Raw genomic sequence first — 17,531 nt, 5'->3', positions numbered from 1 at the left:
CCGTGATCGACAAAGCGGCAACCGGCCGGAACGGTGGCATGAAGTCACCTGGCCATACCGGCCGAAAGCGAAGGAAGACGATGGGCTACCGGACAAGACGCTGGATCGGCGTGGCAATGCTGGCGATTTTCGTGCCGATCTACGTGCTGATCGCGATGGAGGTCGGCGCGCGCTACATCGATTCCCTGAGCGGCGCGATCCAGTTCGTCTACTACCTCGTCGCCGGATTCGCCTGGACGCTTCCCGCAATGATGCTGATCAAATGGATGCGCAAGGTGCCGCGGCCGAACCCGCCCCAGACCTTCCGGTTCTAGACCTTCCACTTCTAGATCTCAGGCCGCGTCGACACGGCGGAAGCGGTTGAACAGCGCGAACGGCGCGCCCGTCAGGAACAGGTCGAGATAACGCAGCGACTGGTAGTCGCCGTTCAGCGAGACCCGCGGCAATGCCGTCAGGTGGTCGCCGTGCTCGGGGTACAGGACGCCCGGACGGGTCGTCACCGCCGTGGCGAAGCCGAGGCGGTTGGCGAGCGCGAACTCCCGCGGGCCGGCCGAGCCGGCGTCGCCGTAGGGATAGGCGAAATGGCGCGGGCGGACACCGGTGTGCTCTCCGATCAGGCGGCGGCTCTCGGCCATCTCGTACTCGACCTGGGCATCGGTCAGTTTGGCCAGCGCGGAATGGGTCACGGTGTGCGCGCCGATGGTCACCAGCGGATCGGCGGATAGTCGGGCGATCTCCTCCCAGGTCATCGACAGGTCGCGCACGACCGCGGCCATGTCGATGCCGGCGCGCGCGGCGATCTCGCGGGCGGTCGCCCGCTTGCCCTCTTCGTCCATGGCGCGCAGGCGCCAGTAGACCGTCTCGTAGGTATCGTACTTGCGTTCCAGCGTGTCGCAGGAAAGCGCTTCGGTGCCCGCGGCGGTGGGCACTTCGATCGAATCGGCGGCAGCGATGGCGAATTCGAGCGCCAGCCACCACAGCTCGGCGGTGCCGTCCGGCATGCAGGTCGCCACATAGATCGCCATCGGCACGTCATGGCGCTTCAGCACCGGGTAGGCGTGCTCGAGATTGTCGCGATAGCCGTCATCGAAGGTCAGGCAGGCGAAACGGCGGCCGTCTCCCTCCCCCCGAAGCCGCGCCTGCGCCTCGTCCAGGCCGACGAGATCGAGACCGGCGGCGCGGATGCGCACGACCACGGCCTCGAGGAATTCCGGCGTGACGGTGAGTATCCGGTTCGGCGCGAAGGCCGGCGGCGCGCCGGGAAAGACGTTATGCAACGTGAAGATGATACCGGCACCACAGGTGAACGGCGCCAGCGCGCGGTGCGCGCGGGAATAGTACAGCGTGTCGAGGCCGGCCTTGAAGATGGCCGTTTTTCGCCGGTTCATTGCTGATGCTCTCTGCGAGAACTCGATGCCAATGCGCCCCAAAATGCCGCGCAATTGCTAAGCATTGCTTGATGGACGGGGTCGCGGGCAGACCGGCGTTCCGGGAGCGCACAGCCTGCCATGCCGATCCCACGAGGACCGGCGGTGACATCGGGCCGGACGCACGTGCGCCGGTGCCCATCGGTTCCGTTATCGCGGTCTAGGCCGCCGTGCGTTCCGGATCGTCGCCGTTGTCGGCGATGGTGATCACCTCGACACCCTCCACGCCGGCAGCCTCGAGGCGGTCGCGGGCGCGCTGCGAAGCGGTTTCTCCCACCGCCCCGCTCGACAACAGCAGGGCGAAGTCGGCACGGGCGGCCAGCAGCCGCGCCTCGCCATGGCGAATGACGGCCGGGGCCAGCAGGAACACCACGTCATAGGTTAGCCGCAGCGCCTCAAGGACGGTCTCCATGCGGTCCGAGGCCAGCAGGATCAGCGGATCGGCGGCGGTATGGCCCGCCGCGATGGCGTGGACCCGGGAGTACTCGTCGCGCCGGATCACCGTCTCGAAGGCGGCGTTGCCCATCAGCAGGTCGCCCAGACCGAGCTCCCCATCGCCGGGCTTCTCTTCGCCGGGCTTCTCTTCGGCGGGCTTCTCTTCGGCGGCGGTTTTCTTTTCGGCGCCGGGCTTGTCCTCGGCGAAGGCCGTATCGACCACGACAACGCGCCGCCCCTGCCCGGCTACGTCGCGGGCAAGCCGCATGGCGAACTTCCTGGTGTCGGAACGGTCGCGTACGGACGTGACCAGTACCGTGTGGGCGACGTCACCGGAGGAATTCAGCAGGATTCGGTCGCGAATACCGTCGAGCCCCGTCTTCACCGGCCCGCCGACGAAACCGGTCAATGCGGGCTCTTCGACAACAGCGCGCGGCGCGTCCGTATCCGGCTCGCGGTCCTTCACGCGGCGCTTGCCCGGTGCCGGGCCCGGATCCGGTCCGGTGCCGGACGATCCGGTGAGCGGAGATTCGGCAGGGCCGCCCCTGACCGGCACAGGCAGGCTCGTCGCACCGACGGGGTATTCGCCGACCGAGCGGAACAGCTCGAGGGTGATGACGATGCCGCAGGCCAGCACGAGGCTACCCAGGAAGGCCGCCAGCAGCGTCGCCAGCGTCTTGGGGAAATACGGCTCGGACGCCGGTGCGGCACGTGAGATGAGGCGCGCGTTGGCGGGCAGCGACCCGACATCCTCGCGCGCGGTGGCGTCGCGGTAGCGTGCCAGCAGCGATTCGAGCAGGTCGCGCTCCGACTTGGCGTCGCGCTCGAGCGCGCGCAACGCGACCTCGTTCTCGTTCGACTGAGCCGCCGTGGCCTTAAGGGTATCGAGATTGGCGAGCAGTTCATGCTCCCGTTCCGCGGCGACGGTGGCGTCGTTCTCTGCGGCGCGGGCATACTTCATCGCTTCGTCGCGGATCTGCTTGCGAAGATCGCCGAGCTGGGCGTTGAGCTGCAGCATGCGCGGATGGCGGGGGCCGAGCGTCGTGGACAGTTCGGCAATCTGGGCGCGCAACTGCACCTGCTGCGAGACGAGCCCCTGGATCAGCGGCGAATTGAGGACCTCGCTCGATTCGATCGGCCCGCCGGCTTCGAGCATCTCGCGGATCAGTCGCGCCTTGGCCAGCGCCTCGGACTTCTGAGCGCGCGCAAGCGCAAGCTGCGTCGTCAGTTCGCTCAGTTGCTGCCCACTAAGCGACTGCGGCTGCGTGGCGCCGCGCAGCGTGGAGAACAGGCCGTGCTCGGTGCGGTACTCCTCGACCGCGCGCTCGGCCTCGTCCACCTTGGTGCGCAAGGCGTCGATCTGGGTCTTGAGCCACTCGCTGGCCTCGCGCGTCGCGTCACGCTTGGCCGTCTTCTGCATGTCGATGTAGCCGTCGGCGATCGCATTGGCGATGCGCGCGGCAAGTTCGGGATTTTCCGACGCGAACTCGACCGCGATGACCCGAGACTGCTCTACCTGGTAGACAGTCAGGCGCTCATAGTACTTGTCGAGTACCTTCTCGTCGTTGGTCATGCCCGTCGGATCGCGCGCAACGCCGAACAGCGACAGGATCCGCGAAAACACGGAGGGAGCGCTGTCCGGATTGAATTCAGGCAGCGCGCCCAGCTTCAAGTCGGCGATGATCTTGCGGCTCAGGTCGGCCGACAGGATGAGCTGGACCTGGCTGCGGATCGATTCCTGGTCGAGCAGCGTGCGCTCCTCCACCGTCGCCGACGGCCGCGTGTAGGCGGTCTCCTGATTTTCGACGAGGAGCTTCGCGGTGGAGCGGTAGAGCGGCGTCACCCCCGAAAGCCAGAGAACGGCGAGCGCGGTGGCGACGATTACCGGCAGGACGATCCAGAACCGGGCGCGCCACAGGGCGGATACCAGTCCACCCGCCGAGACGCCCGCAGGCGCACCGCCGGCCGAAACGGTCTGGCCGGCCATCGGCATGTCGGCAAAGCGGCTATGCGCGGGCATCTTGGATCGAATCCCCAATCAATCGAGTCCGACATTCGATCCGATAGGGTAACTATTGTGTTAATATTTAGGCCGGCAGCCTCGCCGCGCCGGCCGTTTCGGCCCTATCGGGTTAAGCTTTCTTAACCCTGCGCGCTTACCAATCGGAAACCATAAGTTCAGAACTCACCCTACGGGGACGACGTTGCGCGCGTTTCATTTTCTACTTGCCGCCTGTCTGGTAACCCTATCGGGCTGTGCCAGCCCGCCGAAGGTCGACGAACGATTTGTCGCGGCGCTGAATGCGCCGTACCGGCTGGATGCGGGCGACCAGCTGCGCATCGTGGTGTTCGACCAGCCCACGCTGAGCAACACATATTCGGTCGACGACGCCGGCAACATCTCGATGCCGCTGATCGGCGACGTCAAGGCGCGCGGCCTGACCCCCCAGGACCTCCAGGCCTCCCTGGGCAGCAAGTTGAGCGCCGGATTCCTCCGCAACCCGTCGGTTTCGGTCCAGGTCGATACCTACCGGCCGTTCTTTATCCTCGGCGAAGTCGGCAATCCCGGGCAGTACCCCTATGTCGCCGGCCTGACGGCGCGCAACGCCATCGCCATCGGCGGCGGGTTCACCGCGCGCGCCACCCAGACCATGGTGGAGATCTCGCGCAACTATAACGGCACGCTGGTGCAGGCCCGCGTGCCGTTGGATCATCCGATCCGTCCCGGCGACACCGTCCAGGTCCTTGAGCGCTGGTTCTGACGGCGTCTATGCCCACCGAACCGCTGCGAATCGTCCACTGCCTGCGCGCCCCGGTCGGCGGCCTGTTCCGGCATGTCTGCGACCTCGCCGAGGCGCAGGCGGAACGGGGACACCTGGTCGGACTGATCGCCGATGCGAGCACCGGCGGCGCGACGGCGACGGCGCGGTTCGAGCGGCTGAATCAGGTCTGCAAGCTGGGAATCACGCGTTTCCCCATGGCGCGGCTGCCCGGACCGGGCGATGTCGCGGTGGCGCGCCGCATCGGCAGGCTGGCTGGGGCGCTGAAGCCGGACGTCCTGCATGGCCATGGCGCCAAGGGCGGCGCCTACGCGCGAATCGCCGGCACGCGGCTGAGAGAGAACGGACCCCGGCCGATACGCGCCTACACGCCGCACGGCGGCAGCCTGCATTACGGCAAGCTCTCACCCGCCGGTTTCGTGTTCCTGGCGGTCGAGCGCCATCTCGCCTCGCGCACGGATGTGTTCCTGTTCGAAAGCGAGTACGGGCTCAGGACCTTCACCGACAAGGTCGGCCCGCCGCCGGGAATCGTGCGGGTGGTGCATAACGGGCTCGCTCCGGACGAGTTCACACCCGTCGTTGCGGCCGACGACGCCGCCGATTTCGTCTTCATCGGAGAGCTTCGGGCCCTGAAGGGCATCGACACGCTGCTGGAGGCGCTCGCACGGCTGGCGCGCGACGGCGCGGGGCCGACGGCCGTCATCGTCGGGGCGGGCGCGGACGGGGACAAGTTGCGCATGACGGCGGAAACACTCGGACTTGCCGCGCGCGTCCGGTTTCCCGGCGCCATGCCGGCGCGCGAGGCGTTCCAGCTCGGACGCTGCGTCGTGGTGCCGTCGCGGGCCGAATCCCTGCCCTATGTCGTGCTCGAGGCCGCCGCCGCCGGCCTGCCGATCGTCTCCACCGATGTCGGCGGAATACCGGAGATCTTCGGCGTCCAGGCCGACCGGCTCGTCCCGCCGGACGATCCGGAACGCCTCGCCGCGGCGATGGGCCGTGTTCTGGACGATCCGAACCGGGCGAAAGACGATGCCAGGGCACTGTCCGAGGACGTCGCCGGGCGCTTCTCCATTGCGGGAATGACCGACGCGATACTGGACGCTTACGTTACGGAGACGTGACTTTTTCGATTAAATCTTCCTAGACACTTTCGCGCTAGGAGGGGGGCAAGGCGCAAGAAATCCCTCCGGCACGGGCATTTAAGTAATGAATTCTTCGAATACCAGGCCGATTGGCGCGCCGACCTCCGGCGCGGACGCTCCGTCCATGGAGGCGGACGCCATCGGCACGGCAAACGGTTCCCGGGCTACCGCCGGAAACAGGGCGCCGAAGCCACTCGGCGCCGAAGCGATACGGGTTGCCGAAGAGCGCGTCGATCCGGCGATTTCGACCATCGTCATCACGGGCGTTGCCCGCGTCGTCGAATTCCTGCTGGTCGCGGCCGTCGGCTTCGCCGCCCAGTTCCTGTACGTCTATCCGCAAGAGGGCATGCCCGCTCTCTATCCGCTTGCGATCCTGCTCGGCGCCGGACTGTCGATCATGGCGTTCCAGGCGGTCGACATCTACACGCCGCAGGCGCTTCGGACCTTCCTGCGCCAGAACAGCCGGCTTCTGGTCGGCTGGGTCGGCGTCTTCGCCGTCCTGGCGCTGATCGCCTTCTTCCTCAAGCTCGGCGACTCGTTCTCGCGCGTCTGGCTGGGCCTGTGGTTCGCGGTCGGTTTCGTGTCGCTCGCCCTGTTCCGTGTCGGGCTTGCCCTCCTGGTGCGGCACTGGACCCGCAGCGGCCGGCTGGAGCGGCGCGCGGTGATCGTCGGCGGCGGCGAACCGGCCGCCAAGCTGATCGAGGCGCTGAACGCGTCTCCTGATTCCGATATCCGGATCTGCGGCATCTTCGACGACCGGGGCGACGACCGCTCGCCGGCGGTGGTCCGCGGCTATCCCAAACTCGGCACCGTCGGCCAGCTCGTCGAATTCGCCCGCCGAACGCGCATCGACCTTTTGATCGTGGCGCTGCCGATCAGCGCCGAGAAGCGCGTGCTCCAGATGCTGCGGACGCTCTGGGTGCTGCCGGTCGACATCCGGCTGAGCGCGCACACCAACCAGCTGCGCTTCCGGCCGCGCTCCTATTCCTATATCGGCAACGTCCCCTTCATCGACGTGTTCGACAAGCCGATCGCCGATTGGGACTACGTTCTCAAATGGCTGTTCGACCGCGTGATCGGCACGATTCTGCTGATCCTGGCCCTGCCGGTGATGGCGCTTGTCGCGCTTGCCATCAAGCTCGACAGCTCGGGCCCGGCGCTGTTCCGCCAGAAGCGCTACGGCTTCAACAACGAGCTGATCGAGGTCTTCAAGTTCCGCTCGATGTACGCCGAGAAGTGCGATCCGACGGCGATCAAGCTCGTCACCAAGAGCGATCCGCGCGTGACCCGCGTCGGCCGGTTCATCCGCAAGACCAGCCTCGACGAGCTGCCGCAGCTGTTCAACGTCTTGCGCGGCGAGCTGTCGCTCGTCGGCCCGCGCCCCCACGCCCTGCACGCCAAGGCCGCCGACAAGCTCTACGACACGGTCGTCGACGGCTATTTCGCCCGCCACCGGGTCAAACCCGGCATCACCGGCTGGGCCCAGGTCAACGGCTGGCGCGGCGAGACCGACACGTCGGAGAAGATCCAGCAGCGCGTCAAGTTCGACCTCGACTACATCGAGAACTGGTCGGTGCTGTTCGACCTCTACATCCTGCTGCTGACGCCCTACTCGCTCCTGACCAAGAAGGAAGGCGCGTATTGACGGCAGCGGCCGGCCATACGGCGCCGGTCACCGAGGCGCGGATCGATCGCTGGCAGCGGCGCGACAGGTTGCTCGTGCGCCCGACCCTGTGGGTCACGATCGCGTCTAGCTTCCTCGTCCTCTACGAACCGTCGCCCTACGAGTTCACGTTCCTGGTGCTGTGCTGGGCGGTGCTGGTGCGCGGCGTGTCGTTCCCGCGTTTCCTGGCGCCCGCGTTCCTGTTCCTGGTCGTGATGTTTTCCATCGGCGGAATCACGTCGGTGATCCAGGTCGCCCACGACACCGCCGCGATCCGCTACGTCGCGATCTCCATCTACCTGGCGATCACCACGATCATCTTCGCCACGCTCGTCAGCGAAGACCCGGTCGGCCGGATGGGGATCATCCGCAACGCCTATATCGTCGCCGCCGTCTGCGCGGCGACCGCGGGCATCGTCGGCTATTTCGACATCGGCGGCACACGCGACCTGTTCACGCTCTACAATCGGGCGCGCGGGACCTTCAAGGATCCGAACGTCTACGGCCCGTTCCTGATCTTTCCGGCGCTGCTACTCGTCCAGGACCTGCTCACCCGACACGGCAAGCGCCTCGTCTTCGCCGCGCTGCCGCTCGCGGTGATCCTGATCGGCCTGCTGCTGTCGTTCTCGCGCGCAGCCTGGGGGCACTTCATCGTCTCGACGCTGATCATGGCCGGGCTGATGTTCCTGTTCGCGCCGGATCCACGCTTCCGCATCCGCATGGGTATCGGCGCCATTGCCGGCGCGATGATCTTCGCGGGACTGATCGTCGCGATCATCGCCGTGCCCCAGGTCGGAAAGGTGTTCCAGGAACGCGCCGACCTGAGCCAGAGCTACGACGTCGGCGAAACCGGCCGCTTCGCCACCCAGGCGCGCTCGCTGCCGGACGTCATCGAACGGCCCTTCGGGCTGGGCCCGTTCGCGTATTCGAAGCTCTACAAGCAGGATCCGCACAACGTCTACCTGAACTCGGTCGCGTCATACGGGTGGATCGGCGCCCTCGGCTACATCACCTTCGTGGTGCTGACCTGGCTCGTCGGCATCCGATTCGCCTTCGTGCGCACGCCATGGCAGGCCTATCACTTCGCCGCGCTGGCAACGTTCCTTCCGCTATCGCTGGAAGGCTTCATCATCGACACCGACCACTGGCGGCACTTCTTCCTGATCGGCGGGCTGCTGTGGGGGATGTCGGCCGCGGCCGTGCCCTACCGGCATGCCGCGACGCAGGTCCCGCCGCGCTACTTGCGCGCAGCGATGTAGGCGTAGCTGGTCAGGAAGCGCCAGTCGCGCGCGGCCGCGACGCGGTTCATCAGGTTGTCGATCTGGCGGACAACGGGAATGCGCTCGAAATAGTCGTGGTAGTAGAACGGCACCACGACGGCCTCGCGGAAGCCGGCGCCTTCGAGCATGGGCCGGAGCTTCTTCTCACTGCCGAAGGTCCAATCGTAATACGCCGGAAACTTCGGGTCCTCGTCGTCGGTGCGATGCGGGTAGAGCATCTTGACGATCTTCTGCGACACCCATTCCGGGATCGCCATGTTGGCCACGTAGGGCAACGCGTAGAGCGTCGGCACGAAGGCGATGGCGACGCCGCCGGGCGCCAGAATCTCGTTGAGGTTGGCCCACGCACGCCGGCCGTCCGCGACATGCTCGAACACCATCCGCGAGAAGGCGAGATCGTAGGACCCGCGCTTCACGCCGGTGTCCGTCAGGTCGCCGGCGATATCGAAGCGGGCCTTCGAAAATTCCTCGGGACCGTTGTCCAGCTCTTCCTGCGAGATGTCGTTGATCGTCAGCTCGATCCCGAGCGCGGCCGCCTCATCCGGCGTGAACAACGGATCACGGCCGCCGCCAATCTCCACCAGCCGGCGCAGCCCGAAGGCGCGGGACAGGGCCTCGATCGTCGGCTTGTAGTTGTCCCAGGCCCACTCGGAGCGGACATCGGGATCGAGCCTGGCAAAGAACCCATCGAGTGACGACTCGTCCCCTGAAGCGCGGCCGGCGGACAGCGCGGTCGCGGCGATCGGTTCCACATGCGTCATGGTATCGGTTCCTTGCCTGGGCACCGTTCAAGGCGCGGCCATATCTCAAAGTGACCCTACGCAGATACACCGGCGACAACTAACAGATTGCAAACGCTTGGTTAATCGACGCACGGCCGGTCCCCGTCCGCGCCTGCACGCGAAACAGAGGCCCAAAGGCCGGTACTCGGGATCTCTTGAGAAAATGGTCGGAGCGGGGAGATTTGAACTCCCGACCCCTTGTCCCCCAGACAAGTGCGCTAACCGGGCTGCGCTACGCTCCGACTGCCATCAAGGCCCTGCCCTTCTAGCGGTTCGCGACGCTTGCCTCAAGCCCGTCTCGCGATGCAAGGACACGCAATACACAGATGACGGTCTTCCCGGTCCCGTTCAAGCGGGCCGATTGGCCAAGCCGCACACGCAACGCTAGGGTCGAACACCGCAAACGACGGGAGAACGCCGATGACCGATCACCCGCACCACCTCTATTCCGCCTGGGAGGACGCGATCAAAGGCCTCGACGAGGCCGTGGACGCGTTCCGCACCGCGGTCGGCGGGATGGCGGGCGACCTCGAGGACAAGGATGTCGCCGTCCTCGCCAACGAAGTGTCGAAGCGCAAGAAGGCGGCCTACGAAGCATGGGAAACCTATGTCAACGCCGCGGGATTCGGGCGCATCTGAAGTCCGGACGGCACCCGGTCAGGTCGCTGCTTCGAGAAGACGCTTGCATTCGATCAGCTCGAACAGCGCCGCCTTGAGCTGACGGACATCGTCCTGGGACAGGCCGCTGCGGGGCGCAGGCGCCGCAGGCACGGGGGCCGGTTCCGCGCGGGGCTGTCGTGCCACGACCGGCGCCACCTGCGGCGGAGGCGAGGAGGGCTGCGCCGCGGGGGAATGAGCCGAGGGGGATTGGACAGAGGGGGATTGGACAGAGGGAGGCGGCGCCGAGGGGCGCGGCGCAGGCCGTGGCCGTTCCACGGGTTCGGGTTCGGGCAATTCGTCGATCGCCGCCTGCGACGGGGTCGTCTGCGGCGGGGTCGCCTCCACCGGTTCGGCCTCGTCGCTTTCCCAGATCGCGGCGACGTGGCGGACGCCCTGTTCCTTCAGAATGCGCTGGACACCCTTGATCGTGTATCCCTCGCCATAGAGCAGATGGCGGATGCCCTTCAGCAGATTGACGTCTTCGGGACGATAGTAGCGCCGGCCGCCGCCGCGCTTCATCGGCTTGATCTGCGCGAATCGGGTCTCCCAGAAGCGCAGGACGTGCTGCGGCACGTCGAGCTCCTCGGCCACTTCGCTGATCGTGCGGAAGGCCTCGGGCGACTTTTCGGTCATGTCGGGATCCGGCTCAGTCCGCTGTGTCGGATATGTCGGCGCCGTTGTTGATACGTTGCTTCAGGACGGCGCTGGGCTTGAAAACGAGAACGCGCCGCGGCTCGATCGGCACTTCCTCGCCGGTCTTGGGATTGCGGCCGATGCGCTCGCCTTTCTCGCGCACGACAAAAGAGCCGAACGAAGACAGCTTCACTGTCTCCCCCTGCTCCAGGCAATCGGCGATCTCTGAGAGCACCAGTTCGACCAAATCGGCCGATTCCGTCCGTGAAAGGCCTACCGTCTGATAGACCGCCTCACAGAGGTCCGCTCTCGTGACCGTCTTATCCCCCATCTGCGTACGCTCCACATAACCGCCGCCGCGTCGGCTACGTCCCTGAACGGAAAACGCTATTAGCTCTAACGGCGCGGGTCAACTAAGACAATCGGCAAAGTATCCTGCTGCGTCACCAGCGCAACAGTGCCGCACCCCAGGTCAATCCGCCGCCCATCGCCTCGAGCATGACAAGTTGACCCTTTTTCACGCGCCCGTCCCGCCTGGCAATGTCGAGCGCCAACGGAATCGAGGCCGCCGACGTGTTGCCGTGCTTGTCGACCGTGATGACGACCTTGTCCTCCGGCCAGCCGAACTTTCGAGCCGTCGCGTCGATGATGCGCTTGTTGGCCTGGTGCGGCACGAACCAGTCGATGTCCTGCGCCGCCATGCCGGCATCGGACAGCGCTCCGTCGATCACGTCCGAGACCATGCCGACGGCATGGCGGAACACCTCGCGGCCCTGCATGCGCAGATGGCCGACGGTTCCCGTCGACGACGGCCCGCCGTCGACATACAGCTTGTCCTTGTGGCGGCCGTCGGAGCGCAGGCGCACCGACAGGACGCCGCGCCCGTCCGGATTGGCGGCTTCCTCGACGGCCTCGAGGACGATGGCGCCGGCGCCGTCGCCGAAGAGGACGCAGGTGGTGCGGTCCTCCCAGTCGAGGATCCGCGAAAAGGTCTCCGCCCCGATCACCAGCGCCTTGCGGGCATTGCCGGCGCGCAGCATCGCATCGGCAGTGGCCACGGCATAGACGAAGCCGGAGCAGACGGCGTGGACGTCGAAAGCCGACCCGTGCTCGATGCCGAGATTCGCCTGCACCGTAACCGCGGTCGCGGGAAAGGTGTTGTCGGGCGTGGCGGTCGCCAGCACGATCATGTCGATCTCGCCGGGCGCGATCCCCGCATCCTCGAGCGCCGCGCGCGCGGCATGGGTGGCAAGGTCGGAGGTGACTTCGCCGTCGGCCGCGATGTGGCGCTCGCGAATGCCGCTGCGCTGGACGATCCATTCGTCCGAGGTGTCCACCATGCGCGATAGCTCATCGTTGGTCATCACGCGCGCCGGGAGATAGGACCCGGTGCCGCGCACCACGCTACGCAAGACTTTCACGAATCGACCACCTCGGCTTGTTCTGGAGTGACGACGTCCCTGTTGCGGTCGTAGTGACCGAGGCCGTCCTCGATTTTCTTCATAAGTCCGTTCCGGGACAGGTGATAGCCCAGCGCGACGGCGGCGGAATAGCCTTCCGCGTCGGTACCGCCGTGGCTCTTGATGACCATGCCGTTGAGCCCGAGGAAGACGCCGCCGTTCGACTTGCGCGGGTCCATCTTTTCCTTGAGCGTGTCGAAGGCCGCCTTGGCGAACAGGAATCCGATCCGGCTGAGCAGGCTGCGTCGCATGCCCTGGCGCAGGTACTCGGCGATCTGCTTGGCGGTACCCTCGGCGGTCTTCAGCGCGATGTTGCCGGTGAAGCCCTCGCAGACCACGACGTCCACGGTGCCCTTGCCGATATCGTCGCCCTCGATGAAACCGGTATAGTCGATGGGGATATTGCCTTCGCGCAGGATCTGGCCGGCGGCGCGGATGTACTCCAGGCCCTTGACCTCCTCGACGCCGATGTTGAGCAGGCCGACCTTCGGACGGTTGACGCCGAACAGGGCCCGCGCCATCGCCTCGCCCATGACGGAAAAGCCGACAAGCTGCTCGGCGTCCGACCCGATGGTGGCGCCGACGTCGAGGACGATGCTTTCGCCGCGCAGGGTCGGCCAGATCGCCGCCAGGGCCGGGCGTTCGATTCCGGACATCATCCGCAGGCACAGTTTCGACATGGCCATGAGGGCGCCGGTGTTGCCGGCCGATACCGTGACATCCGCCCTGCCCGCCTTGATGGCTTCCAGCGACAGCCACATGCTGGAGCGACGGCGGCCATGGCGGAGCGCCTGGCTCGGCTTGTCGTCCATGCGAACGGCCACGTCCGTGTGCTCGATGATCGAGACCGCCGCCAGAGCCGGGTGCGCGTCGAGGACCGGACGAATCATGGATTCGTCGCCGAAGAACAGGAACTCGCTGTCGGGATAGCGTTCGCGCGCCAGCGCGCAGCCGGGAATGACCACGGACGGGCCGAAGTCACCACCCATAGCGTCGATCGAAATGCGTACTGGAGAGACCATCAGGCTTTATGCGCGAAGACCGTTTTGCCGGCCACTGCCGGAGCAGCAACCCTCGGCGCAAGAAGCCCCGGACAATAGCGGTTTAAGCCGTTGAAACAACCGCTTTCTTGCCACGTCGCCCGCCCTGTGTGGAACCGCTCAGGTCTCATCGTGCTTGCCACGCAGAGCGGCCAGTGAAGCAAATGCGCCACTTTTCGCCTCCTCTTCACCATTGCCCGCCTCGTTTTGAAAAGTGACACCCGGTTTTCGCGGATAGGGATCGAGACCGAGTGCGAGATACTCGCTGACGAGCGCGCCGACATCGATCCGGTCATGGACCAGCGGTTCGACATCGATATCGTGGATTTCCGCTGCCTCGGCGGCCTCCTCTTCGGGCCTCGGCGCGACATCGGGCGCGAAAAACGATTCCACGTCCTCATGGACCGCGTTCTCGAAGGGCTCGAGGGTGACGACGCAGGTCTGCACGATGCAGGCGTCGAGGGCGCCACGAACGGCAAGCCCGCGGCCGCGCCAGTGCGTCACCGTCAACCGGGCCGACATCGACAGGACCGAGGGACATTCGAGATACCGGGCAATCGCCACGCGCTCGTCCGCCGTGGCGTCGATCCCGACCGCCAGGCCACCCTCGGGGACCTCGTCGCGCGTCACGACGACGCTTATCGGATACGGTTTCGACGTCATTCTGCCCCTTCCCGATCCTCGACCGCCGACGCCGGGATCGCAGGCCAGTCTATCCGCCCGGCGGCAAGCGCGTCACCGGAAGTTTTCGCCAATGCCTCTTCGCAGGCGACGACATAGGCTGCCATGGCATCGAGGCCGGACTGGGCGCAAGCCCCCGCGAACAGGTTTCGCTCGAGCGCGGCCTCCAGCCCTTCGCCACCGGCTGCATCCAGGGCCGCGTCATAGACGCCCGCACGGCCGTAGAACGCCTCCACCATCGAGCGAATGCGCTTTGGCACCGCCATGTCGCTGACGCCCATCTCGCGCAGGTTGCGGTCCATGTCGTCAAAGAACAGGTCGAACAGGGCCTGGGCACGCGACCGGCCCTCGGCGCCCTCCCCGCGCAGACGGCGCATGATCAGCACGACATGCAGCACGATCATGTCGAAACGGCCCTCGGCGGTGTCGGCGACACCGACGCCCTGATAGAATGCCGGCTGCCGCGCCTGCGCCACGATTGCGGCATAGACGCCGTAGGGACGATCGTCCGAGCGGATACGTTGGAGCAGTTTACGAAACATGTCCGGCGTCCTTCCGCGCCCCGGGCGCTCGTGTCAACGGGTTGCATTCAGCCGACCCCCGAGCTAGGTCAATCGCCCGCCGCCGGTAATTGCACGGTTGTGCACCTGGGAACAAGAACACGATGCGACATACTGATTCAGAACGGCTTCCGACCCGCGCCACGCTTCGTGGCCGGCTCCTGATCGGCGCAGCACTCTGTGCCGCCGTCGTCGGCCTGTCGGCGTGCACCACCTTCACCACCGTCCAGCGGCACGGATACATCGTATCGCAAGATCAGCTCGACCAGGTACCGGTCGGCTCATCCAAGGAGCAAGTCGACTTCGTGCTCGGCACGCCGTCGACGACAGCGACCTTCGGCAACGAAGTCTACTACTACATCTCGCAGACCACCGAGACGACCGCGTTCCTTTCCCCGAAGACGACCGATCAGCGCATCCTGGCCGTCTATTTCGACACGGACCGCCGGGTCGAGCGCTTCGCCAATTACGGTCTCGAGGACGGGCGCGTGGTCGACTTCATCGCGCGCAAGACGCCGACGACGGGGGCGGAAGCCTCGTTCCTCAAGCAGATCTTCTCCTCGGCCGTGGGCGAGGAAGTCGAATAGCGTCCGGCGGCGCCGGGCATTCGCCCACTGGCACCCGATCAGGCAAAGAAAAAGCCCCGCGGAGGCGACCTCCGCGGGGCTTCGTTTTCGTGTCGGGCCGTCAGTGCGCCAGGACGGCGAGCAGCAGTAGCGCGACGATGTTGGTGATCTTGATCATCGGGTTCACGGCCGGACCGGCGGTGTCCTTGTAGGGATCACCCACCGTGTCGCCCGTCACAGCGGCCTTGTGGGCTTCCGAGCCCTTGCCGCCGTGATGGCCGTCCTCGATGTACTTCTTGGCGTTGTCCCAGGCGCCGCCGCCAGCCGTCATGGAGATGGCGACGAACAGGCCGGTGACGATGACGCCGAGCAGCATCGCGCCGAGCGCCGAGAAGGCAGCCGACTTGCCCGCGATCCAGTCCACCACGAAGAAGACGAACAGCGGCGAGAGCACCGGCAGCATCGAGGGGATGACCATCTCCCTGATGGCCGCACGCGTCAGCAGATCAACCGCCGCGCCGTAGTCCGGACGCTCCGTACCTTCCATGATCCCCGGCTTCTCCCGGAACTGGCGACGCACTTCCTCGACGATGGCGCCACCGGCGCGGCCGACGGCCATCATGCCCATCGAGCCGAACAGGTACGGCAGCATGCCGCCAAAGAACAGGCCGACGACGACGTACGGATTCGATAGCGAGAAGTCGAGCGCAACCCCCTCGAAATACGGGAACTCCGCCGGATTGCCGATGAAGTAGTTCAGGTCCTCCGTATAGGCGGCGAACAGCACCAGCGCGCCGAGGCCGGCCGACCCGATGGCATAGCCCTTGGTCACGGCCTTGGTGGTGTTGCCGACCGCGTCGAGCGCATCCGTGGTCTTGCGCACGTCCTCGGGCAGGTCCGCCATCTCGGCAATGCCGCCGGCATTGTCGGTGACCGGGCCGAAGGCATCCAGCGCAACCACCACACCGGCGAGCGCCAACATGGTCGTCACCGCGATGGCGATGCCGAACAAACCGGCCAGCGAATAGGTCACGATGATGCCGGCGATGATGACGATCGCCGGAAGGGCGGTCGCTTCCATCGACACGGCGAGGCCCTGGATCACGTTGGTGCCGTGTCCGGTGACCGAGGCGTTGGCGATCGACTTCACCGGACGATAGGAGATGCCGGTGTAGTACTCGGTGATGAAGATGATCAGCGCCGTGACGACAAGACCGGCGATACCGCAAAGGAACAGGTCCATGCCGGTGAACGACACACCGCGACTCGTCGTCAGCACCGTGTCCATGCCGAAGAAGTACGACGTGATCGGATAGAGCACGATCGCGGACAGGATGCCGGTCCCGATGAAGCCCTTGTAGAGGGCGCCCATGATCGACTGGTTGGAGCCGAGGCGCACGAAGAAGGTGCCGATGATCGAGGTCACGACGCAGGCGGCACCGATGGCCAGCGGATAGAGCATCGAGACTTCGAGGATCGCGGAGCCCGCAAAGAAGATCGAGGCAAGCACCATAGTGGCCACGACCGTCACCACGTAGGTCTCGAACAGATCCGCAGCCATGCCGGCGCAGTCGCCGACGTTGTCACCGACATTGTCGGCGATGGTGGCGGGATTGCGCGGATCGTCCTCCGGGATGCCGGCTTCGACCTTGCCGACCAGATCACCGCCGACGTCGGCGCCCTTGGTGAAGATGCCGCCGCCGAGACGGGCGAAGATCGAGATCAGCGAGGCGCCGAAACCGAGGGCGACGAGCGCGTTCACGACCGTGCGATCCTCGAGCGGCAATCCCATCACCGAGGTCAGGATCAGGAAGTAGATGGCCACGCCGAGCAACGCCAGACCGGCGACCAGAAGGCCGGTGACGGCGCCCGAGCGGAAGGCGATTGCGAGGCCCGCGGCGAGACTCTGGCTGGAGGCCTGGGTCGTGCGCACGTTGGCGCGTACCGATACCAGCATGCCGATAAAGCCGGCGAGGCCAGACAAGATCGCACCGATCGCAAAACCGATCGCGACAGGGATCGACAAAAGCCAGGCGACGATAACGAAGATGACGATTCCGACGATACCGATAGTCGTGTACTGGCGCGTGAGGTAGGCCTGAGCCCCCTCCTGAATGGCACCAGCGATCTCCTGCATGCGCTGGTTACCGGCGTCCGCCGCCATGACAGACTGGATAGCCCAGATGCCATAGACGATTGACAGGGCCCCGCAGGCGATAATCACCCAGATAGCCATAGTCATATGCCCAATCCTGTTTGACTGATTGTCTTCGAAGATGAACGGGCGCGATGCTTCGCCGAATTGCCGTGTGAACTATACAAAGTCTCCGCCCCCGTGACCTATGGTCGCGGCGACCATTGCCAGAAAAGCGCTGACTTAGCAACCGAGCGGAAGGTCTTAAAAAAGCGGAAGGTCTTATAA

The 17,531-nt window shown here is 65.8% G+C and carries 17 protein-coding genes and 1 tRNA gene; 7 read left to right on the top strand and 11 right to left on the bottom strand.

Translation table 11 applies throughout. The features are described from left to right. Nucleotides 1-38: 38 nt before the first annotated feature. Nucleotides 39-314 (top strand): DUF2842 domain-containing protein, encoded by a 276-nt coding sequence (locus ACSF9G_RS09955; RefSeq protein ID WP_436641055.1) that lies wholly within the window; start codon nt 39-41, stop codon nt 312-314. An 18-nt stretch (nt 315-332) separates the two neighbouring features. Here the strand turns inward: ACSF9G_RS09955 and ACSF9G_RS09950 are convergent, their stop codons facing one another. Beyond that, complete coding sequence (locus tag ACSF9G_RS09950; RefSeq protein WP_436641053.1) at nt 333-1,388, bottom strand: polysaccharide deacetylase family protein; 1,056 nt, start codon at nt 1,386-1,388, stop codon at nt 333-335. Between the two features lie 199 nt (nt 1,389-1,587). Further along, complete coding sequence (locus tag ACSF9G_RS09945; protein ID WP_436641051.1) at nt 1,588-3,882, bottom strand: GumC family protein; 2,295 nt, start codon at nt 3,880-3,882, stop codon at nt 1,588-1,590. A 184-nt stretch (nt 3,883-4,066) separates the two neighbouring features. Here ACSF9G_RS09945 and ACSF9G_RS09940 point away from each other — a divergent pair, with 184 nt between their 5' ends. The 4 genes from ACSF9G_RS09940 to ACSF9G_RS09925 all read left to right on the top strand — a co-directional run bounded on the left by ACSF9G_RS09940 (nt 4,067) and on the right by ACSF9G_RS09925 (nt 8,706). After that, entirely contained in the window at nt 4,067-4,624 is a 558-nt protein-coding gene (locus ACSF9G_RS09940; protein ID WP_436641049.1) for a polysaccharide biosynthesis/export family protein, read from the top strand. A gap of 8 nt (nt 4,625-4,632) precedes the next feature. Further along, nucleotides 4,633-5,763, top strand: coding sequence for a glycosyltransferase family 4 protein (locus ACSF9G_RS09935; protein ID WP_436641041.1), 1,131 nt, complete (start codon nt 4,633-4,635; stop codon nt 5,761-5,763). Nucleotides 5,764-5,908: 145 nt separating this feature from the next. Continuing rightward, nucleotides 5,909-7,429: an undecaprenyl-phosphate glucose phosphotransferase gene (locus ACSF9G_RS09930; protein ID WP_436641039.1), complete on the top strand. Its 1,521-nt coding sequence runs from the start codon at nt 5,909-5,911 to the stop codon at nt 7,427-7,429. Next, the gene (locus ACSF9G_RS09925) at nt 7,426-8,706 is read left to right on the top strand and encodes an O-antigen ligase family protein (protein WP_436641037.1); all 1,281 of its coding nucleotides are present in this window, start codon (nt 7,426-7,428) and stop codon (nt 8,704-8,706) included. Before ACSF9G_RS09930 ends, ACSF9G_RS09925 begins: the two co-directional genes overlap by 4 nt. Here ACSF9G_RS09925 and ACSF9G_RS09920 read toward each other — a convergent pair. Continuing rightward, nucleotides 8,685-9,488 (bottom strand): class I SAM-dependent methyltransferase, encoded by an 804-nt coding sequence (locus tag ACSF9G_RS09920; RefSeq protein WP_436641035.1) that lies wholly within the window; start codon nt 9,486-9,488, stop codon nt 8,685-8,687. The genes ACSF9G_RS09925 and ACSF9G_RS09920 overlap by 22 nt on opposite strands. A gap of 185 nt (nt 9,489-9,673) precedes the next feature. Further along, nucleotides 9,674-9,751, bottom strand: a tRNA-Pro gene (locus ACSF9G_RS09915). Between the two features lie 178 nt (nt 9,752-9,929). On the opposite strand from ACSF9G_RS09915, the gene ACSF9G_RS09910 reads away from it, so the two are divergent. After that, on the top strand, nt 9,930-10,148 hold the full coding sequence (locus ACSF9G_RS09910) for a hypothetical protein (protein WP_436641033.1): 219 nt from the start codon (nt 9,930-9,932) through the stop codon (nt 10,146-10,148). Between the two features lie 18 nt (nt 10,149-10,166). Here the strand turns inward: ACSF9G_RS09910 and ACSF9G_RS09905 are convergent, their stop codons facing one another. The 6 genes from ACSF9G_RS09905 to ACSF9G_RS09880 all read right to left on the bottom strand — a co-directional run bounded on the left by ACSF9G_RS09905 (nt 10,167) and on the right by ACSF9G_RS09880 (nt 14,525). Next, the gene (locus tag ACSF9G_RS09905; RefSeq protein ID WP_436641031.1) at nt 10,167-10,802 is read right to left on the bottom strand and encodes a MerR family transcriptional regulator; all 636 of its coding nucleotides are present in this window, start codon (nt 10,800-10,802) and stop codon (nt 10,167-10,169) included. A 13-nt stretch (nt 10,803-10,815) separates the two neighbouring features. Beyond that, nucleotides 10,816-11,133 carry an integration host factor subunit alpha gene (locus ACSF9G_RS09900; protein WP_436642104.1) on the bottom strand — a complete coding sequence of 106 codons (318 nt, stop codon included), beginning with the start codon at nt 11,131-11,133 and terminating at the stop codon, nt 10,816-10,818. 112 nt (nt 11,134-11,245) lie between these two features. Continuing rightward, on the bottom strand, nt 11,246-12,223 hold the full coding sequence (locus ACSF9G_RS09895; RefSeq protein WP_436641029.1) for a beta-ketoacyl-ACP synthase III: 978 nt from the start codon (nt 12,221-12,223) through the stop codon (nt 11,246-11,248). Then, on the bottom strand, nt 12,220-13,284 hold the full coding sequence (gene plsX, locus ACSF9G_RS09890) for a phosphate acyltransferase PlsX (protein ID WP_436641027.1): 1,065 nt from the start codon (nt 13,282-13,284) through the stop codon (nt 12,220-12,222). Before plsX ends, ACSF9G_RS09895 begins: the two co-directional genes overlap by 4 nt. Nucleotides 13,285-13,422: 138 nt before the next feature. Then, nucleotides 13,423-13,965 (bottom strand): YceD family protein, encoded by a 543-nt coding sequence (locus ACSF9G_RS09885; RefSeq protein ID WP_436641025.1) that lies wholly within the window; start codon nt 13,963-13,965, stop codon nt 13,423-13,425. After that, nucleotides 13,962-14,525, bottom strand: coding sequence for a ubiquinol-cytochrome C chaperone family protein (locus tag ACSF9G_RS09880; RefSeq protein ID WP_436641023.1), 564 nt, complete (start codon nt 14,523-14,525; stop codon nt 13,962-13,964). Before ACSF9G_RS09880 ends, ACSF9G_RS09885 begins: the two co-directional genes overlap by 4 nt. Before the next feature lie 122 nt (nt 14,526-14,647). On the opposite strand from ACSF9G_RS09880, the gene ACSF9G_RS09875 reads away from it, so the two are divergent. Beyond that, nucleotides 14,648-15,130 carry an outer membrane protein assembly factor BamE gene (locus ACSF9G_RS09875; protein WP_436641021.1) on the top strand — a complete coding sequence of 161 codons (483 nt, stop codon included), beginning with the start codon at nt 14,648-14,650 and terminating at the stop codon, nt 15,128-15,130. Between the two features lie 100 nt (nt 15,131-15,230). On the opposite strand, the gene ACSF9G_RS09870 is transcribed toward ACSF9G_RS09875, so the two are convergent. After that, nucleotides 15,231-17,351, bottom strand: coding sequence for a sodium-translocating pyrophosphatase (locus ACSF9G_RS09870; protein ID WP_436641019.1), 2,121 nt, complete (start codon nt 17,349-17,351; stop codon nt 15,231-15,233). Nucleotides 17,352-17,531 lie beyond the last annotated feature (180 nt).

Source organism: Microbaculum mangrovi, from assembly GCF_051390635.1.
Classification (GTDB): domain Bacteria; phylum Pseudomonadota; class Alphaproteobacteria; order Rhizobiales; family Tepidamorphaceae; genus Microbaculum.
Note: the sequence above shows the minus strand (reverse complement) of the source record. Positions and strands in the feature narration are given on the sequence as shown.

Bases quoted from the DNA above. Each gene is read 5' to 3' on its own strand.
- plsX (WP_436641027.1), bottom strand. From the start codon at position 13,284: ATGGTCTCTCCAGTACGCATTTCGATCGACGCTATGGGTGGTGACTTC.
- ACSF9G_RS09955 (WP_436641055.1), top strand. From the start codon at position 39: ATGAAGTCACCTGGCCATACCGGCCGAAAGCGAAGGAAGACGATGGGC.
- ACSF9G_RS09880 (WP_436641023.1), bottom strand. From the start codon at position 14,525: ATGTTTCGTAAACTGCTCCAACGTATCCGCTCGGACGATCGTCCCTAC.
- ACSF9G_RS09935 (WP_436641041.1), top strand. From the start codon at position 4,633: ATGCCCACCGAACCGCTGCGAATCGTCCACTGCCTGCGCGCCCCGGTC.
- ACSF9G_RS09875 (WP_436641021.1), top strand. From the start codon at position 14,648: ATGCGACATACTGATTCAGAACGGCTTCCGACCCGCGCCACGCTTCGT.
- ACSF9G_RS09900 (WP_436642104.1), bottom strand. From the start codon at position 11,133: ATGGGGGATAAGACGGTCACGAGAGCGGACCTCTGTGAGGCGGTCTAT.
- ACSF9G_RS09930 (WP_436641039.1), top strand. From the start codon at position 5,909: ATGGAGGCGGACGCCATCGGCACGGCAAACGGTTCCCGGGCTACCGCC.
- ACSF9G_RS09885 (WP_436641025.1), bottom strand. From the start codon at position 13,965: ATGACGTCGAAACCGTATCCGATAAGCGTCGTCGTGACGCGCGACGAG.
- ACSF9G_RS09905 (WP_436641031.1), bottom strand. From the start codon at position 10,802: ATGACCGAAAAGTCGCCCGAGGCCTTCCGCACGATCAGCGAAGTGGCC.
- ACSF9G_RS09950 (WP_436641053.1), bottom strand. From the start codon at position 1,388: ATGAACCGGCGAAAAACGGCCATCTTCAAGGCCGGCCTCGACACGCTG.
- ACSF9G_RS09945 (WP_436641051.1), bottom strand. From the start codon at position 3,882: ATGCCCGCGCATAGCCGCTTTGCCGACATGCCGATGGCCGGCCAGACC.
- ACSF9G_RS09910 (WP_436641033.1), top strand. From the start codon at position 9,930: ATGACCGATCACCCGCACCACCTCTATTCCGCCTGGGAGGACGCGATC.
- ACSF9G_RS09920 (WP_436641035.1), bottom strand. From the start codon at position 9,488: ATGACGCATGTGGAACCGATCGCCGCGACCGCGCTGTCCGCCGGCCGC.
- ACSF9G_RS09870 (WP_436641019.1), bottom strand. From the start codon at position 17,351: ATGACTATGGCTATCTGGGTGATTATCGCCTGCGGGGCCCTGTCAATC.